The following is a 16,876-nucleotide window of genomic DNA, read 5'->3' on the forward strand; positions in this document are numbered from 1 at the left end:
ATGAACGTAGGTTGGGTTGAAGCATGAAACCCAACGCCCGCATGGGTTACGCTACCGCTAACCCATCCTACAAATAATTGTGCCTACCTACTTATTTTGGGTCAATCTAGCCTCAAAGAGTTGAGCAAAGCTGGTATTATAACCAGTTAAAACCGTTAATCTTCACCTTAAAGAAATGACTTTTCTAATTCCGACTAGCGTTTGGCGGCAAATTCTTAAAAAGTTCCCTATACTACTATTCTTAGTATCTTTTCTCATAGTCCTACTATTAGGCTATTTTTCTGCCGCTTTCTCTCAAAGTCGAGATCCTGATATCCGCGGTGTTTGGATCACCACCAACGATACTGCGATGCTGATGGACAGGGATAAACGACAACAGGCGATCGAGCAATTAGTTAATCTTAATTTTAATGCTATCTATCCCGTGGTCTGGAATTCCGGTTATGCTCTCTATCCCAGTGCGATCGCCCAACGGGAAGGAATACAGCCTTTTGTGCCTACGGGAGCGCAGGGACAAGATATCTTGGCAGAATTGGTGGAACAAACCCGTGGCAGGGGATTATTGGTCATTCCTTGGTTTGAATTCGGATTTATGGCCCCTCCCACCTCGGAATTAGCCTTAAAACATCAAGACTGGTTAACCCAAAAACGCGACGGGGGGACCACTTGGGTGGGGGCAGCCGGTGAGGTGGTGTGGTTGAACCCTTTCCGTCCCGAAGTGCAGAATTTTCTGCGGGAGTTAGTCTTGGAAGTGGTGAGACAATACGATATTAACGGCATCCAATTCGACGATCATCTGAGTTTACCCAACGAATTCGGCTATGATCCCTATACTATCGCCCTTTATCAACAGGAAACCGAAAAAACGCCCCCAGCTAACCCCCGGGATCCCGAATGGACAAAATGGCGGGCCGATAAAATCACCGCTTTTCTGGCTAATCTCAAAGAATCAATTCAGGCAGTTAAACCGAATATACTGCTTTCGATCGCCCCTAATCCCTACGAATTCGCCTATAATGGTCATTTACAGGATTGGCTCGGTTGGGTGCGGCAAGGATTAGTCGATGAGTTAATCGTACAGGTTTATCGTCCCGATCTGCCCAGTTTTCTCAAACAAATAGAGCGTCCCGAAATTCAGGAAACCCAGCAAACTATCCCCACCGGTGTGGGGGTTTTAACCGGTTTACGCAATCGACCGATTGCCCTACCCTTGATTGAAGAAAAGGTATTGGCTGCTCGTCAACGGGGTTTAGGGGTGATTTTCTTCTTTTATGAAAGTCTCTGGCAGCAAGCTTTGGAACCGCCAGAAACCAGAAAAGCGGCAATTCAAGCGATGTTTTCGCAACCCATCACTCCCCGTCTTCCCGTGCTGGAAAATATCCCCTTAGTTAGTACACCTGAACCTGTTGACCAGCCAGAACTAACCCCCACACCTCCCCCCTTAGCTCCGGACGGGATCGAAATTCCTGTAATTCCCCCTCCGGGTAGTTAATAGCAATTTTTGCCCATCAAAATTATACTAAATCCTGTTTAAAAGGTATAGGAGAGTGGCGGGATTTTTTTCAGTGTTGCCAAAGGCACGGCGTAGCCGTCCAGTAAACAGTAAACAGTGAAATGAAAACTCACATCTGATTAAATGCTGACGTCTAAAAAGCTTGTCAAGATTGCCGAGAAGCAGCATTTAAGTAGGGAGGCACAATTATTTGTAGGATGGGTTAGCGGTAGCGTAACCCATGCAGGCGTTGGGTTTCATGCTTCAACCCAACCTACGTTCTGATTAAATGCTGATGTCTAAAAAGCTTGTCAAGATTACAGAGAAGCAGCATTTATTCAGAGTAAATCTTCTAGTTTTATGGTCATATAATCTTGAGTTTGATTGGGATTTTGGATAAACCTAACGACGATTTTATCTCGTTCTTCTAATAGGGTTTCTAGGGTTAATAAATTTGATTCTGTAGATTGAGAGAGAATTTTATATAAGGTACTCTCGCTCAAATTATAGTCTGGCTCATTTTCTTTGGCAAGATCACTAATTTCGTTGCGATTATAAAAAATAATTCCTCTGAATTGCACAAATATTTGTGCATTTTGATAGTTTTTCTGGGGATTAGCATGATTATTGAGAGTCAGAAGCATATAGATTCTATTCATCCCGCTTTGAAATTTACCAGCAATCTGCTTTAATGTGCTTTCTTTGTCTTTTTTTGCCTGTAGGGATGCTTTAAGTTCAATTAAACAAATTTGCAGATGATAATTGAGAATTTTACCAGCATCATCGACTTTTCTCTGTAAAACTAATATAGCTTTTTCAGGGGTTTTGCCGGAAGCAGAGATACCGGGTAACTCTTTTTCTAAATTGATAACCCAGATTTTATCTACTTCTGTAGATATATTTTTGTCATTTTTAGACGATAACTTTAAGTGATTAATAACTACTTTCTTTAAATCGCTCTTATTTGTTTCTAGAATTTCAATATACTCATCCTGACTAGGGGAGATTTCTTCAATAAAACCCTGTTTTTCTAAAGCTTGATGAAACTCTTGTCTAAGGGAAAATATTTCTTTTTTTGAGTTAGACTTACTCATTCTCTGCTAAATAGATATGATTGGTTAAAATTTCGCCAGATTTCTGCACAGAGTTGATAACTTCTTTAAAGTTACGAAAATAAACACCATATTCACTGGTTCCATAATCAATAATTTTATCACCCGTGAAAAAGTAAACCCCTAAGTCTTCTTTAGCAATTGAAATTTCTGGATTTAAATTTTTTAATTGATTATCTTCAATAATTTTTGTGACATCAACATCATAACTTTTTAAGGTATGAAGATAAACATAATTGTTGAGAATATCGGTTAAAATTGGGCTATGGGTGGTGATCAAAACCCGATTATCATGCTCGGTGACAAATTGAACTAAAATATCCATTAAGCGAATTTGATTTTCGGGATGCAAATTAACTTCTGGTTCATCTATCATCAAAAAATTGTTTTTTTCCTTGGCCCAATATTTCAGGTAAAGATACAAGATAGTCAACTGATTGACTGAAGATGAAGCTAGATACATGGGTAAATCTTTGCTTTCATCGAATTTAAAAGAAAATTGAATAGGTGCGATCGATTCTAGACTAGAAATCGTGATTTCTCCTCCCATTAATCCGATCATCTTTTCAATCAGAGAATTATAAACTGAATTAATTTTTTTATTGGTATTGAGAGAATAAAGCGACTCAATCACTTTATTCATTGGTTCCGTATAAGACCTTTTGGGTAATTGTTCTTGAAGACGTTTGAATATATCCCGATTAGTATCAACATCATCATCAATATTTTCTATTAATTCTTGCAATCGACGATTATACTCACTTCTTTTATTTCTCTCTATCTCATAAATGTACTGGTAGAAAACAGGAAAAAAACTACGACTAGCGGGGATAAAAAAAGTATCTTCTGCATGAGACAAAAGCACTCTTATTATTGACGGAATAATTACTGATTCCTTGTATGGTTTAGCTCTCTCAAAAAAGTCTCTGGGTATTTGATCAAATACTTTTTCAGGTATATTAGGTTCTTTTATATTTATTGTTAGGCTACCTTTGCCCTTGCTAATCTGTAAATACTCCAGATCATTATTTCCTGCAACACGAACCAAAAAAGTTGTTTTAAATTTCGTCTCTTTAAATTCTTGGATATTTGCTTGAAAAATTAATTTATTGGAACCAATAATCGTTTCTTTAATACTGGCATCAAGATTATAAGTATTAACAACTTCTTTTTCAATAAACTGGCTAAATTTATTGAGAATCTCATCGATTAATTCTTGATTGATAGTAATTTTTTTAATAGGTTTTTCCGAGTCAATTACTAAAGAATCAATTTGGGTATTTTCGGAAAACTTTCTAATATTGTCATTATTAAAAATTGTCCATAAAAGCTGAGAAACTAGGGTTTTGCCACTATTATTGTAACCAATAAAAGTATAAAACTTCTTGGTTAAATCTATAGCTTGATTATTATTTCTAATTGATCCCAAATTCTTGATCAGTAGTTCCATATTATTTTTACCAATCACACCGAGAGGATAACTAATTTTTTAAAGGTGGACAAAATGCCCACCCTTAAAACTATTGTAAACTGCTAGTTAACTGACTTTTGGCCTTAGCTAAAGCTTCGCTTAACTTACTAGCATCCCGTCCCCCAGCTTGAGCTAAATTGGGACGACCACCACCACCACCGGCGCAGATTTTAGCGATCGCACCGATAAATTTACCCGCTTGTAAACCCTTATCTTTAATCACCCGGGGACTAAAAGCGGCCACTAAACTCACTTTATCAGCTGCGGGAGTCGAGGCCAAAATCACCGCCCCTTCCCCTAATTTTTGCTGTAGTCTTTCGGCTGCGGCCATCAAAGCATTAGCATCAATATCGCCCAAAGAAGCGACTAATAGCTTAAATTCGCCGATAGATTCAGCTTGAGATAGCAAAGCATCCGATTTATTTAGTGCCAACTCCTGTTTAACCGCTTCTAACTGCTTTTGTGTGCCTTTTAACTCCGATTGTAGGGCCGTAATGCGATCGGGAATTTCCAGAGGTTTGACCTTAAAGCGATCGCACAAATCCCGCACCACCTGATCCCGTTCATTCAGGTATGCTAACACGGCAGGGCCAGCCACCGCTTCGATGCGACGAATTCCCGCGGCGATTCCCGTCTCGGAGATGATTTTAAATAAACCGATCTCGGCGGTATTTTTAACGTGAGTTCCCCCGCATAATTCCATAGAAACGCTAGGAATATCAATAACTCGCACTTCTGAGCCGTATTTCTCGCCAAACATGGCAATAGCTCCCTTCTGCTTCGCTTCTTCCAATCCCATCACTGCTATCTGGGTGTCATGCGCTTCGGCAATCCAAGTGTTAATCTGTTCTTCCACCTGTTGCAATTCAGCGCTAGTCAGGGGACGAGGACAGTTAAAATCAAAACGGAGGCGCTCAAAACTAACGAGGGAACCTGCTTGGGAAATCCCAGCATCGACAAGCTTTTTCAATGCCGATTGTAGCAGATGGGTGGCGGTATGATTAGCTTGAGCGCGACGACGACAGGAACGGTCAATCTGTGCATTAATTGTATCGCCGGTGGTGACAATTCCCCGCTCAATCCGACCAAAATGGATAAAAATCCCCGATTCTTTCTGCACATCCTCAACGCGGATAAGCAGATTATCGCCGGTTAAATAACCCTTATCACCGATTTGTCCACCCGATTCGGCATAAAAAGGAGTTTGATCGAGAACTACCTGCACTTCAGTGCCTGCTGCGGCCGATTCCACCGTTTTCCCAGCGACTAAAACCGCCGTTACTGTTGCGGTTGCTTGCAAATCCGTATAACCGAGAAATTCCGTCGGGTGAATATGTTCCGCCAGCTTATCTAAACTACCCTGTACCGTCAAATCTATGGTTTCGTGGGCGGCTTTTGATCTTTGCTGCTGTTTTTTCATTTCCTGCTCGAAACCCGCCGTATCGACGCTTAAACCCTGCTCCTCAGCGATTTCTTGAGTGAGTTCGAGGGGGAAGCCATAGGTATCATAAAGGGTAAAGGCATCGACTCCCGAAATCTGGCTTTTTTCTTTTTCTAGAATCGATTCGAGCAGTTTCTCGCCTCTTTCTAGGGTTTCTAAAAATCTCGCTTCTTCTCGCTCTAATTCTGCCTTGATCACCGTTTCCCGTTCCCGAACATTGCCATAGACGGACTCAGAAAGAGCGATCGCCACTTCCGCCACTTTGGTGATAAATTGACCTTCAATACCGATCAAACGCCCGTGTCGTACTACTCTCCGAATCAGACGACGCAGGACGTAACCTCTGTCATTATTCGATGCTGAGATACCATCCGCTATCATATGTACTACCGAGCGCACATGATCACCGATGACTTTTAGGGAAACTTTCGTTTTTTCGTCCGCTTTCTGGTAGTCTATGGCTGCTAACCGGGCTGCTTCGGCGATAATCGGGAAAATTAGGTCAGTTTCGTAGTTATTGGCGACTTTTTGCAGGATTTGCGCCATCCGTTCCAAACCCATCCCCGTATCGATGTTTTTATTCGCTAGGGGTGTCAGATTGCCATCCGCGTCGCGGTTATACTGCATGAAGACGAGGTTATAAAACTCGATAAAACGGCTATCATCCTCTAAATCGATGGTTTTATCCCCTAATTCGGGGTGAAAATCGTAGTAAATTTCCGAACAGGGACCACAGGGACCCGTGGGACCCGATACCCAAAAGTTATCCTCTTCGCCCATTTTTTGGATACGATGGGCAGGAATACCGATTTTATCGCGCCAGATAGCGAAAGCTTCCTCATCCTCCCTAAAGACACTAACGACTAATCTTTCGGGGGGAAGGTTAAAAACTTCTGTGGACAATTCCCAGGCCCAAGCGATCGCTTGTTCTTTAAAATAATCACCAAAGCTAAAATTGCCCAACATCTCAAAAAAAGTATGGTGTCTAGCAGTCCGGCCGACATTTTCGATATCGTTGGTGCGAATACATTTTTGGGAAGTGGTAGCGCGGGGAAATTCTGGGGTCTTTTGCCCTAAGAAAATCGGTTTAAAAGGGAGCATTCCCGCAATAGTCAGCAAAACGGTGGGGTCTTCTGGGACTAGAGAGGCACTAGGGAGAATTTTATGGTTTCTGGCCGCAAAAAAGTCTAAAAATCGCTGGCGAATCTCGCTTCCGCTTAGGTGGTTACTCATAGAAGATGTCAGTTAGTCAGAAAATGCCTATTTTATCCATTGTGGCATTTTTGCGTTTTAACTCTCCACCTTTACTCTCGCGCCGCTTGTCGGACTTGTTCTAAGTTTAAATCCAAAGCTTGAGCGATTTGTTCCACACTTAAACCCAAAGCAAGCAAACGGGGAATAGATTCCAGTTTAGCCTCTAGTTTTCCTCGCTCTAGTCCTCGCTCTAGTCCGCGCTCTAGTCCTTGTTCTAGTCCTTGTTCGATTCCTTCCTGTTTAGTTGCTTCCTTCCATTCCTGATAGGTTTGAGATAAGGTCATAAACACCTCTCTATCTTCAGTTTCTAGGATGTTATTTATTTCCATAGTAACCCGCCAACTAATCAATAATTCCAGGACATTTTCCCGAAAAGCATTACCTTGAGGTAATTCTAACAATTCTCGCACCGCTTGGTTTTGAGTTTTTCCCCGTCCTAATAATCTTAACCAGAGAGTCTCAGCAGTCACAGGCAATTGATTAATAGCGATAATTGCCGTGCGATAAAGCGCGGGAAGAAAATAGACTCCTTCTGGCCAATCTGGGTCTAATTTTGCCCCAATACTCTCTAAAACAGTGATACCAACGGAAGGGGATAAAATCCACAAACGAGGGGCATTGTCTTCATTGTAACTCTGATTTTCCCGTTTAGCTTGTCTTTGCAGTTCGGCTAAAATCGTCAAAAGTTTCGCTAAACAATTACGAATCTCGCTCCGGTTGGGAGGATTGCGATAGGGTTCAATTAAGACAGTATTAAGGACAATTCTGCCTAATAATCCCAGATAATCGGGGTTGGGTTCGGGATTGGGGGAAAAAAATACATCTATCTGTCGAGTTTCATCGCTGACTTCTTTGCTGATTTCGACGATTCCCAGGGGAGAAAGTAATTGTTCAAGGTAGTTTTTGGCAAATTGGTCATGGGGTTTCATGGAGTTTCTTGAATAGCTTGTCGGACTTGTTCTAAGTCTAAATCCAAAGCTTGAGCGATTTGTTCCACACTTAAACCCAAAGCAAGCAAACGGGGAATAGATTCCAGTTTAGCCTCTAGTTTTCCGCGCTCTAGTCCGCGCTCTAGTCCGCGCTCTAGTCCGCGCTCTAGTCCTTGTTCTAGTCCTTGTTCGATTCCTTCCTGTTTAGTTGCTTCCTTCCATTCCTGATAGGTTTGAGATAAGGTCATAAACACCTCTCTATCCTCAGTTTCTAGGATGTTATTTATTTCCATAGTAACCCGCCAACTAATCAATAATTCCAGGACATTTTCCCGAAAAGCATTACCTTGAGGTAATTCTAACAATTCTCGCACCGCTTGGTTTTGAGTTTTTCCCCGTCCTAATAATCTTAACCAGAGAGTCTCAGCAGTCACAGGCAATTGATTAATAGCGATAATTGCCGTGCGATAAAGCGCGGGAAGAAAATAGACTCCTTCTGGCCAATCTGGGTCTAATTTTGCCCCAATACTCTCTAAAACAGTGATACCAACGGAAGGGGATAAAATCCACAAACGAGGGGCATTGTCTTCATTGTAACTCTGATTTTCCCGTTTAGCTTGTCTTTGCAGTTCAGCCAAAATCGTCAAAAGTTTCGCTAAACAATTACGAATCTCGCTCCGATTGGGAGGATTGCGATAGGGTTCAATTAAGACAGTATTAAGGACAATTCTGCCTAATAATCCCAGATAATCGGGTTTTGGTTCGGGATTGGGGGAAAAAAATAAATCTATCTGTCGGGTTTCGTCGCTGACTTCTTTGCTGATTTCGACGGTTCCCAGGGGAGAAAGTAATTGTTCAAGGTAATTTTTGGCAAATTGGTCATGGGGTTTCATGGAGTTTCTTGAATAGCTTGTCGGACCTGTTCTAAGTCTAAATCCAAAGCTTGAGCGATTTGTTCCACACTTAAACCCAAAGCCAGCAAACGGGGAATAGATTCCAGTTTAGCCTCTAGTTTTCCTTCCAGTTTTCCTTCTAGTTTTCCTTCTAGTTTTCCTTCTAGTTTTCCTTCTAGTTTTCCTTCCTGTTTAGTTGCTTCCTTCCATTCCTGATAGGTTTGAGATAAGGTCATAAACACCTCTCTATCCTCAGTTTCTAGGATGTTATTTATTTCCATAGTAACCCGCCAACTAATCAATAATTCCAGGACATTTTCCCGAAAAGCATTACCTTGAGGTAATTCTAACAATTCTCGCACCGCTTGGTTTTGAGTTTTTCCCCTTCCTAATAATCTTAACCAGAGAGTCTCAGCCGTCACAGGCAATTGATTAATAGCGATAATTGCCGTGCGATAAAGCAAGGGAAGAAAATAGACTCCTTCTGGCCAATCTGGCTCTAATTTTGCCCCAATACTCTCTAAAAGAGTCAGACTAGCGGAAGGGGATAAAATCCACAAACGAGGGGCATTGTCTTCATTGTAACTCTGATTTTCCCGTTTAGCTTGTCTTTGCAGTTCGGATAAAATCGCCAAAAGTTTCGCTAAACAATTGCGAATCTCGCTCCGGTTGGGAGGATTGCGATAGGGTTCAATTAAGACAGTATTAAGGACAATTCTGCCTAATAATCCCAGATAATCGGGGTTTGGTTCGGGATTGGGGGAAAAAAATAAATCTATCTGTCGGGTTTCGTCGCTGACTTCTTTGCTGATTTCGACGGTTCCCAGGGGAGAAAGTAATTGTTCAAGGTAATTTTTGGCAAATTGGTCATGGGGTTTCATGGACTGAACAGTTAATCGATAATTCTCAATTGTATAGCTATTAAAAAAGTGGGTTATTTAAACCCACTTCTCAAGTGATGATTGGTAGTTTTTAAGATGGGAATTTTCAAATTGTGCCAGAAACTATGAGCAACCATGGCAATTATTCTCCTTGTCAATAGTGAGCAATTGCAAGATTATACTACCTCTTCGAGAAAATCATAAATTTTGTCTAATTGTTCCAAGGTCACTAAACCGTACTGCCAGAGAATCATCGGTAAATGAATTTTATCAGATTGGATCGAGCGCTCGGCCATAGCGATCGATTCTTGGGGAAGGGACAATTCCTCTTGTAGAAATTGTCGGAATTGGGAATAGGCAATCGTGGACATGGGGGTACTTTTTCCTCAATAGTATATCTCGTAATTTCAATAAAACACCACCTGATCGGTTTCAAGGACAGTTAGTCCTGGGACCGTTTTTCTGTATCTAAGCTATCTCGATGATAGAGAGTGCTTTTCTAAAAATCGCTGGCTCTCTTACAAATAGTCCCGTTAGATCGAGCATAATTTTGTCTCTGTTTAATCTATAGCAAGGGTAAAGATTATTCAATCTATGACTTGATAGACTATAAAAATCTTAATCGATATGGTTATATCTTAAACAGTATAAATGCGTAATAGCTTCTAAAAGCCATACTTATATTTCCAGACAAGGGACACCTTCTATAAGAAAGTTAACACCATTTTCAAAAATCAAGGTCTTGAGATAGACTCAATCTTAATTTTATCTCCTTCTTTCACTCCTAATTCTTTCGCTCGGCCCCCGGCTAGTTCGATCACTTGATTAACCATGGTGTTTGGCCCATAGACAGGACAAGGATCCACAGCACAAGGGGGAACATTGAGCAAAACTGCCTTTACTATACCATCTTTTAGAAAAATCATGTCTAGAGGAATCGAGACATTTTTCATCCAAAACCGGGCCACCAGAGGTTGTGCAAAGGGAAATAGCATACCGCGATTTTTCTCCAAAGACGAGCGATACATTAAACCCTTGGCCTGTTGTTCGCTGGTTTGAGCCACTTCTAACTCAATCATCTCACCATTAATATCTGCTTTGGCCGTGATCGGTAATATTTGCCCTTGATTCTCAGTCGTAATCTGAGCCATTGAACTATTATTACCATTGAGATTAGTCGATTGACAACTCAGCAGCAACAAACCTAAAAATAGTATTAACTTGATCTTGAGCATAAATGATTTTTTACCAGTCATCACCAATAGTTATCAATACTTAATTTTTCTAGTATAAGTGGAGAATTAAGCAGATAAGACACTAACACAAAGTGGCGACAGCAAATATAAAGATAGTATTAAAAATATCTAGCATGGGGTTGAGCATCCTTCCTTGAGGAGAGGGGCAGGATTGCTAGAACGTATATACTAGGAAAATTCTCAAAGTTATTGGCCGATTTTCCCCCTCAATTTTGCCCTAGTCCGGCAGCAGTCGATCGCCTTCGTGGGTTAAAATACCACTTATCTATATGATCGATTATTGTAGGCTCAGGAGCAATCACCATGACCGCGGAAAGTATGTTATTTAATGGGCCGATCGTGGCGATCGTTCTCGTCCTCGTCGGATTAGCTTGGGGTTTTCTCCTCCTCAAAATCCAAGGTGGAGAAGCGGAATAGCTTGTTTTTCGGTTCATGGTTACTTTATTAGTAATCATGAACTACTTTTTCCCCATCAAAAGTAATTAAGAGAAAATCAATAACTAAAATTTTATAGCTATACCTATGACCACTCCCACGATCGAGTTTTTTGTCGGTTTATCAGAAGAATTAAGCGGTGTTAGTCTCCGCAAAAATAAAAGTACCGGGATTCGCAATGTCCTGATGACTTTTAAAACCCTGAAAGCGATCGAACGTTTCCAAAGTTTCACCACCCGTACCTACGGTGATCTCCGTCTCACCGATGAGGAAGGAGTGATTACAGTTATTCCCAACTCGACTAAGTTTATTTTTGGAGGAGATGAAGGGGATGAAATTCAACGGGTAGAATGTGGTTTTGAAATCACCGATGAACACTGGGAGCGTTTTATGCGCTTTATGAATCGTTACGCGGCAGCTAACGGGATGGGTTATCAGGATAAGTGAGAAGTGGGGTGATGGGGTGTAGGGTGTAGGGTGTAGGGTGTGGGGTGTGGGGTGTGGGGAGATAGGGGAATGGGGAAATTTCAACTAAAACCCTAAAACCCTAAAACCCTAAAACCCCAACTCTCAACTCCTGAATTCTGATAGTTAAAAACCAGCTAAAATAAGGATAAATTTAGTCAAGAAACCATGAAAATAGCGATTACTGGGGCGACGGGATTTGTGGGTAGTCGATTGGTGGTCAAACTCTATGATCGCGGCGATGACATCCTAATTTTGACTCGCAATCCCGATAAAGCCCTAAGAATGTACCCAAAGTCAATCTATCCTAAGATAGAGATTATTCCCTATATCGCCACAGAATCGGGGGATTGGCAAAAAGAGATTTCCGGATGTGACGCAGTGATTAATCTAGCGGGAGAACCGATTTCGGAACGCTGGACCGGTGAAGCAAAACGAGCAATCGTCGCTAGTCGGCAAATCGGCACCGAGAAAATTGTCGAGGCGATCTCGCGTAGCGAGCGCGTTGCGACCGCACTTGCCGCCCAGAAACCGAAAGTTTTAATTAACTCCTCGGCGATCGGTTACTATGGAACCAGTGAAACCGCTAGTTTTGACGAAAATAGCCCTCCCGGTGGCGATTTTCTAGCAGATGTCTGTAAAAAGTGGGAAACAGCCGCCCAAAAAGTTAAAGATTACGGCACTCGTTTAGTCATTCTTCGCACGGGTATTGTTTTAGGCAATGGGGGTGCTTTAGGGAAAATGATCCCACCCTTCAAACTTTTTGCCGGCGGTCCGATTGGCAGCGGTCGTCAGTGGTTTTCTTGGATTCATCGGGATGATTTAATTAATTTAATTATCTATTGTCTAGATCGCCCAGAAATTAACGGTACTTTCAACGCTACTGCACCCAATCCCGTCCGGATGAAAGAATTCTGTCAGATTTTAGGGGAAGTAATGAAGCGTCCTTCTTGGTTGCCAGTGCCGGATTTTGCCCTGGAAATTCTCTTGGGAGAAGGAGCAAAAATCGTCTTAGAAGGTCAAGAAGTGCTGCCAAAAGCCACTCAAGCGATCGGTTTTGACTATCGTTATCCTAATCTAGAAGCGGCCTTAGAGGAAATTGTCCCGAAAATGTAGAAAGATGATACCCTAGCCGGCCCCAGTGTTCTCAATCTATTTTTCACTCCAGACGGGATGGGAGAATAAAGAGGCGGCCACTCTCACCCCGCGCAGTTGATTTAACAGGGGTAAATGGCCCACGGGAGCGCTTAAATCCCAGATAAATTCCTGCGGGTATTTCGTCCAATTATTGCCATTTTTCCAGCCAATTTTCGGCCAGAGTTTCGGGAAATCTTGACCGACACCGAGCCATAATTTGCGCTGCACCGACCAACCGAATTTTCCTTCCGAATGAACTAACCAAAGATGATCAATAGTCTGAATGTCAACCTTGGGAAAAGCTTCCACTTCCGTAAAATAGACCCATTTCCTCTGTATTGCTCCTTCTCCTGCTAATTCACAGAGTTTTTGACGGGTGAGACTATCGGCAGTTTGAAAATCCTGTTTAGCCAATAATTCCTGTAAAAGTCGATAATCGATACCTTTAGCACTATCGAGGGGAACAATACCCGTGGGGAAATAATTAGCTAAAAATTCCTGGCTCTGAGCGCTATTATCTTGATAGAGCAATTGATAAGCCTTACCTGTCACCAGATTAACAGGAGTGGGGCGCTCGGCTAATAAAAAATCTCTCAATACGGTTAGGCCACCTTCTCCGGTTCCGGCTAATTGTGTCAGGATCTGTAATTGATTTTTCGGCGACTCGGTGGCTAATTGACTCATCTTACGGGTAATATCCTCGCTTTGTTCTTCTACTAACACGCCATTCTGGTCAGTCATATCATCACTTTTAAGACCACTCCTTCAATACTATTACCACTATTTCGGGGTGGCTGCTCGATTTTTTCCTGACAAAAAAGGGATTTTTAGCGGGTCGTTGATCGTACACTGAAAGAGAGAACTATTTTGGTTATCTAGATCACCGACGGTCAAAATTCCCTCAACTGAATCGGGGATGCGCGGAGATTGTAACAAAATTTATCGATTTATTGACAAAAAACACCGCTCATGCTATCAACTGAACCTAAAATCAACAATTCCGGACAAAAATATTTAGCCTATCAAGATTGTCTATCCCCGAATCAAACCCTGTTCCCCCTGACAGCCAAGGTTAATAACCGCGATTGTCTAGAAATCGGTGGTTGTGATGTGACCACCCTAGTGGAACTTTTCGGTTCACCCTTGTATATTGTCGATGAAGTCACCCTCCGCACTGCCTGTCGTCAATACCTGCAAGGTTTCCAGACTCATTATCCCGGAGAATCTAGGGTAATTTATGCCTCGAAAGCGTGGAATTGTCTGGCTGTATCGGCCGTGGTCGCTAGGGAGGGATTAGGTTTTGATGTGGTGTCGGCCGGAGAAATTCACACGGTGTTAACCGCTTTAGACCAGATCAATAAAACCGCTGTGCCGATATACTTTCATGGTAATAACAAATCGAGCGCCGAGTTAGAATATGCGCTCGAGCATAACTGCATTATTATCGTTGATAACTGGCTAGAGTTAGAAAATCTGGTTAAATTAGGCGAAAACCGTCCTGATACCCCTATTCCGATCCTCTTGCGCTTAACCCCCGGCATCGAGTGCCACACCCACGAATATATTCGCACGGGTCACTTAGACAGTAAATTTGGTTTTGACCCTCATCAAATCGAAGCGGTATTTGACTATGTTTTAGCTCATCCGCTGCTGAATTGTCTGGGTTTACACGCTCACATCGGTTCCCAGATTTTTGAACGTCAACCCCACCAAGACTTAGCCGCTGTCTTGGCAGATTGGTTTAAATTAGGTTTAGAACGGGGTTTACCCCTACAGCAATTAAACGTCGGGGGTGGTTTAGGAATTCGCTACCTCGAAAGTGATGACCCCCCAAGTATCGAGGAATGGGTGCAAGCGGTGTCCTTAGCAGTGGCCAAAGCTTGTCAGGAAAGAGGTATCGCTTATCCGCTGCTCATTGCCGAACCGGGACGTTCTCTGATTGCCACCGCTTGCGTAACGGCCTATACAGTGGGTAATCGCAAAGAAATCCCCGAAATCCGCACCTATATCGCCGTCGATGGCGGAATGTCCGACAATCCCCGACCGATTACCTATCAATCGGTTTACCGGGCCGTGGTCGCCAATAAAATGAGTCAAGAATGTCAGGAAGTGGTGACAATAGCTGGAAAACACTGTGAATCTGGCGATATTCTAATTAAGGATATTGCGCTACCGAAAACCAACCCGGGGGATATTTTAGTGGTTTTAGCCACGGGAGCCTATAACTACAGTATGGCTTCTAATTACAACCGCTTACCCCGTCCGGCGGCGGTAATTGTCCAAAATGGAGAAGCTAATCTGATCCTCGAACGGGAAAATCTGGCGGCTCTGCTGCGTCAAGACCGCCTACCCACTCGACTCTCCTTGATGTAAACCTCATCGCCATTGTCCCCCATGTCGGGTTTTTTTCTGGACCCTCGCCGGTTATTGTCCTGGATTCTCAGCCATGGTCTGTCATTGCTAGACTTTGGGTTAGTTCTCCTCCTTACCTATATGCTGCTGCTAATTATCGGCGAGCGGCGTACTTTTTGGATGGTGCGGGGACTAATCTATTTAATGCTGGCCTCGGTGATTAGCGATGCCCTAGGATTGCGCTTGCTGGGGTTAGTCCTAGAAAAATTGATTTTGGGGTCGGCCGTGGCCATCGCTGTGATTTTTCAGTCAGAATTCCGCCGTTTTTTAGAATTATTGGGCAAAGGTCAAGTGTGGGAATTATTTAAAAAAAGTTCCCCCACTCCCAAGACCGATAATGTCATTGATGAGTTAGTGGACGCGGTGAAGGATCTATCTCAAAATCGCACCGGCGCGCTGATGGTATTAGAAACCAGTGGCAATCTCGACACCAAGGTGTTTGTCAATCCGGGGGTGACGCTAAATGGCGAAGTATCTAAGGAATTAATTCAAACTATTTTTCAAACTAAAACTTTACTGCACGATGGGGCCGTCTTTATCCGCGGCGATCGAGTGGTGGCCGCTGGTGTTATTCTACCCCTATCGGAGCGCAGTACCTCTAGGCAATTAGGCACCCGTCATCGGGCAGCCATGGGCATTACCGAAAGGCTAGATAATTGTATCTGTATTGTGGTTTCTGAGGAAACTGGCTCGATTTCCCTCGCGTCGGGGGTAATTTGGATCGGCCTTTAACCAGTAGTAAACTAAAAGAGCTGCTCGAAGCGAAGTTTTCTCCGTCGGGAGAGGGGGAAGTGGTCGCACCGAGTTGGGGACGTTTAGGGCGTACAATTGGCTTAAAAGGTCGTCTAATCTTAGAAAAATTCTCCCGTTCGCCCAGCGCAACCCCGAAAGATAGAAAATGACTGTTAAACCGAGCTTATCACCAGAATTACCTACGGATTTAGATAAAAACCGTTTGCCTCAGCACGTCGCAGTGATTATGGATGGGAACGGTCGTTGGGCGAAAAATCGTGGTTTACCCCGGATTATGGGCCATCAACGGGGAGTAGATGCACTCAAAGACTTGCTGCGCTGTTGTCGCGACTGGGGGATTCCCGCTTTAACTGCTTATGCTTTTTCGACGGAAAATTGGGGTCGTCCCCTGGAGGAAGTAGAGTTTTTAATGACTCTATTCGAGCGGGTTTTGCGGCGGGAATTAGAAGAAATGATGCAGCAAAATGTCAAAATTCGCTTTATTGGTAATTTATCAGCCTTGCCAGAGTCTTTAAGACGGGAAATTGCTAAATCTCAAGCAGAAACTAGCAAAAATTCCGGTATTCAATTTACGGTGGCTACTAATTATGGTGGCCGAGAGGAGATCGTGCAAGCTTGTCAGGCGATCGCTCGTCAGGTGCAACAGGGTTTAGTCTCCCCAGAAGCGATCGATGAATCTCTCTTTGAACAGTATCTTTATACTGCTGGGATTCCTAACCCAGACCTGTTAATTCGCAGTAGTGGGGAAATGCGAATTAGTAATTTTTTACTATGGCAAATGGCCTACGCGGAAATCTATGTTACTGACACCCTCTGGCCCGATTTCGATCGAGTGCAATTTCACCGCGCTTTAAAAGATTATCAGGGTCGTCATCGTCGTTTTGGCAAATTATAGAGCCTGCAGCCCAAATTTAGCGAAATAGCCACTGTGGAGCAGTTAAAGGA

16 protein-coding genes and 1 pseudogene are annotated in these 16,876 nt (G+C 42.9%); 7 read left to right on the forward strand and 10 right to left on the reverse strand.

Annotation, left to right across the window (positions count from 1 at the left end):
- Window positions 1-175: 175 nt before the first annotated feature.
- The gene (locus VL20_RS17960) at window positions 176-1,492 is read left to right on the forward strand and encodes a family 10 glycosylhydrolase (protein WP_052277323.1); all 1,317 of its coding nucleotides are present in this window, start codon (window positions 176-178) and stop codon (window positions 1,490-1,492) included.
- Window positions 1,493-1,830: 338 nt separating this feature from the next.
- Here the strand turns inward: VL20_RS17960 and VL20_RS17965 are convergent, their stop codons facing one another.
- The 8 genes from VL20_RS17965 to VL20_RS18000 all read right to left on the reverse strand — a co-directional run bounded on the left by VL20_RS17965 (window position 1,831) and on the right by VL20_RS18000 (window position 10,729).
- Window positions 1,831-2,586, reverse strand: a complete 756-nt coding sequence (locus VL20_RS17965; RefSeq protein ID WP_052277324.1) for a carbohydrate kinase family protein — start codon at window positions 2,584-2,586, stop codon at window positions 1,831-1,833.
- Window positions 2,579-4,054 carry an AAA family ATPase gene (locus VL20_RS17970; RefSeq protein ID WP_052277325.1) on the reverse strand — a complete coding sequence of 492 codons (1,476 nt, stop codon included), beginning with the start codon at window positions 4,052-4,054 and terminating at the stop codon, window positions 2,579-2,581. Before VL20_RS17970 ends, VL20_RS17965 begins: the two co-directional genes overlap by 8 nt.
- 70 nt (window positions 4,055-4,124) lie before the next feature.
- On the reverse strand, window positions 4,125-6,749 hold the full coding sequence (gene alaS / locus VL20_RS17975; RefSeq protein WP_052277326.1) for an alanine--tRNA ligase: 2,625 nt from the start codon (window positions 6,747-6,749) through the stop codon (window positions 4,125-4,127).
- Window positions 6,750-6,820: 71 nt separating this feature from the next.
- Window positions 6,821-7,699, reverse strand: a complete 879-nt coding sequence (locus tag VL20_RS17980; protein WP_052277327.1) for an RpnC/YadD family protein — start codon at window positions 7,697-7,699, stop codon at window positions 6,821-6,823.
- Window positions 7,696-8,592, reverse strand: coding sequence for an RpnC/YadD family protein (locus VL20_RS17985; protein ID WP_052277328.1), 897 nt, complete (start codon window positions 8,590-8,592; stop codon window positions 7,696-7,698). The genes VL20_RS17980 and VL20_RS17985 overlap by 4 nt, the downstream gene beginning before the upstream one ends.
- Window positions 8,589-9,473: an RpnC/YadD family protein gene (locus VL20_RS17990; protein WP_052277329.1), complete on the reverse strand. Its 885-nt coding sequence runs from the start codon at window positions 9,471-9,473 to the stop codon at window positions 8,589-8,591. Before VL20_RS17990 ends, VL20_RS17985 begins: the two co-directional genes overlap by 4 nt.
- 176 nt (window positions 9,474-9,649) lie before the next feature.
- Window positions 9,650-9,844 carry a DUF2949 domain-containing protein gene (locus VL20_RS17995; RefSeq protein WP_002732568.1) on the reverse strand — a complete coding sequence of 65 codons (195 nt, stop codon included), beginning with the start codon at window positions 9,842-9,844 and terminating at the stop codon, window positions 9,650-9,652.
- Window positions 9,845-10,207: 363 nt separating this feature from the next.
- The gene (locus VL20_RS18000; protein ID WP_128575475.1) at window positions 10,208-10,729 is read right to left on the reverse strand and encodes a DUF192 domain-containing protein; all 522 of its coding nucleotides are present in this window, start codon (window positions 10,727-10,729) and stop codon (window positions 10,208-10,210) included.
- A gap of 303 nt (window positions 10,730-11,032) precedes the next feature.
- On the opposite strand from VL20_RS18000, the gene petM reads away from it, so the two are divergent.
- The 3 genes from petM (at window position 11,033) to thyD (ending at window position 12,745) form a co-directional block, all read left to right on the forward strand.
- Window positions 11,033-11,146, forward strand: a complete 114-nt coding sequence (petM, locus tag VL20_RS18005; RefSeq protein ID WP_002731506.1) for a cytochrome b6-f complex subunit PetM — start codon at window positions 11,033-11,035, stop codon at window positions 11,144-11,146.
- Window positions 11,147-11,251: 105 nt separating this feature from the next.
- Window positions 11,252-11,611 carry a photosystem II reaction center protein Psb28 gene (gene psb28, locus VL20_RS18010; RefSeq protein WP_002789257.1) on the forward strand — a complete coding sequence of 120 codons (360 nt, stop codon included), beginning with the start codon at window positions 11,252-11,254 and terminating at the stop codon, window positions 11,609-11,611.
- Between the two features lie 186 nt (window positions 11,612-11,797).
- Window positions 11,798-12,745 carry a thylakoid membrane protein ThyD gene (thyD, locus tag VL20_RS18015; RefSeq protein ID WP_002767243.1) on the forward strand — a complete coding sequence of 316 codons (948 nt, stop codon included), beginning with the start codon at window positions 11,798-11,800 and terminating at the stop codon, window positions 12,743-12,745.
- 36 nt (window positions 12,746-12,781) lie between these two features.
- On the opposite strand, the gene VL20_RS18020 is transcribed toward thyD, so the two are convergent.
- Window positions 12,782-13,507: a GUN4 domain-containing protein gene (locus VL20_RS18020; RefSeq protein WP_052277331.1), complete on the reverse strand. Its 726-nt coding sequence runs from the start codon at window positions 13,505-13,507 to the stop codon at window positions 12,782-12,784.
- Window positions 13,508-13,546: 39 nt separating this feature from the next.
- Window positions 13,547-13,702, reverse strand: coding sequence for a hypothetical protein (locus VL20_RS31265; RefSeq protein ID WP_158499366.1), 156 nt, complete (start codon window positions 13,700-13,702; stop codon window positions 13,547-13,549).
- A gap of 33 nt (window positions 13,703-13,735) precedes the next feature.
- Here VL20_RS31265 and lysA point away from each other — a divergent pair, with 33 nt between their 5' ends.
- From lysA to uppS, 3 genes and pseudogenes are all read left to right on the forward strand, one after another.
- On the forward strand, window positions 13,736-15,139 hold the full coding sequence (lysA, locus tag VL20_RS18025; protein WP_052277332.1) for a diaminopimelate decarboxylase: 1,404 nt from the start codon (window positions 13,736-13,738) through the stop codon (window positions 15,137-15,139).
- Window positions 15,140-15,160: 21 nt separating this feature from the next.
- Window positions 15,161-16,080, forward strand: a pseudogene (cdaA, locus tag VL20_RS18030) (diadenylate cyclase CdaA).
- A complete protein-coding gene (uppS, locus tag VL20_RS18035; RefSeq protein ID WP_002757028.1) occupies window positions 16,077-16,826 on the forward strand; it encodes a polyprenyl diphosphate synthase in 750 nt (249 codons plus the stop codon). The pseudogene cdaA and the gene uppS overlap by 4 nt, the downstream one beginning before the upstream one ends.
- Window positions 16,827-16,876 lie beyond the last annotated feature (50 nt).

The sequence above is a fragment of the Microcystis panniformis FACHB-1757 genome (assembly GCF_001264245.1).
Taxonomy (GTDB): domain Bacteria; phylum Cyanobacteriota; class Cyanobacteriia; order Cyanobacteriales; family Microcystaceae; genus Microcystis; species Microcystis panniformis.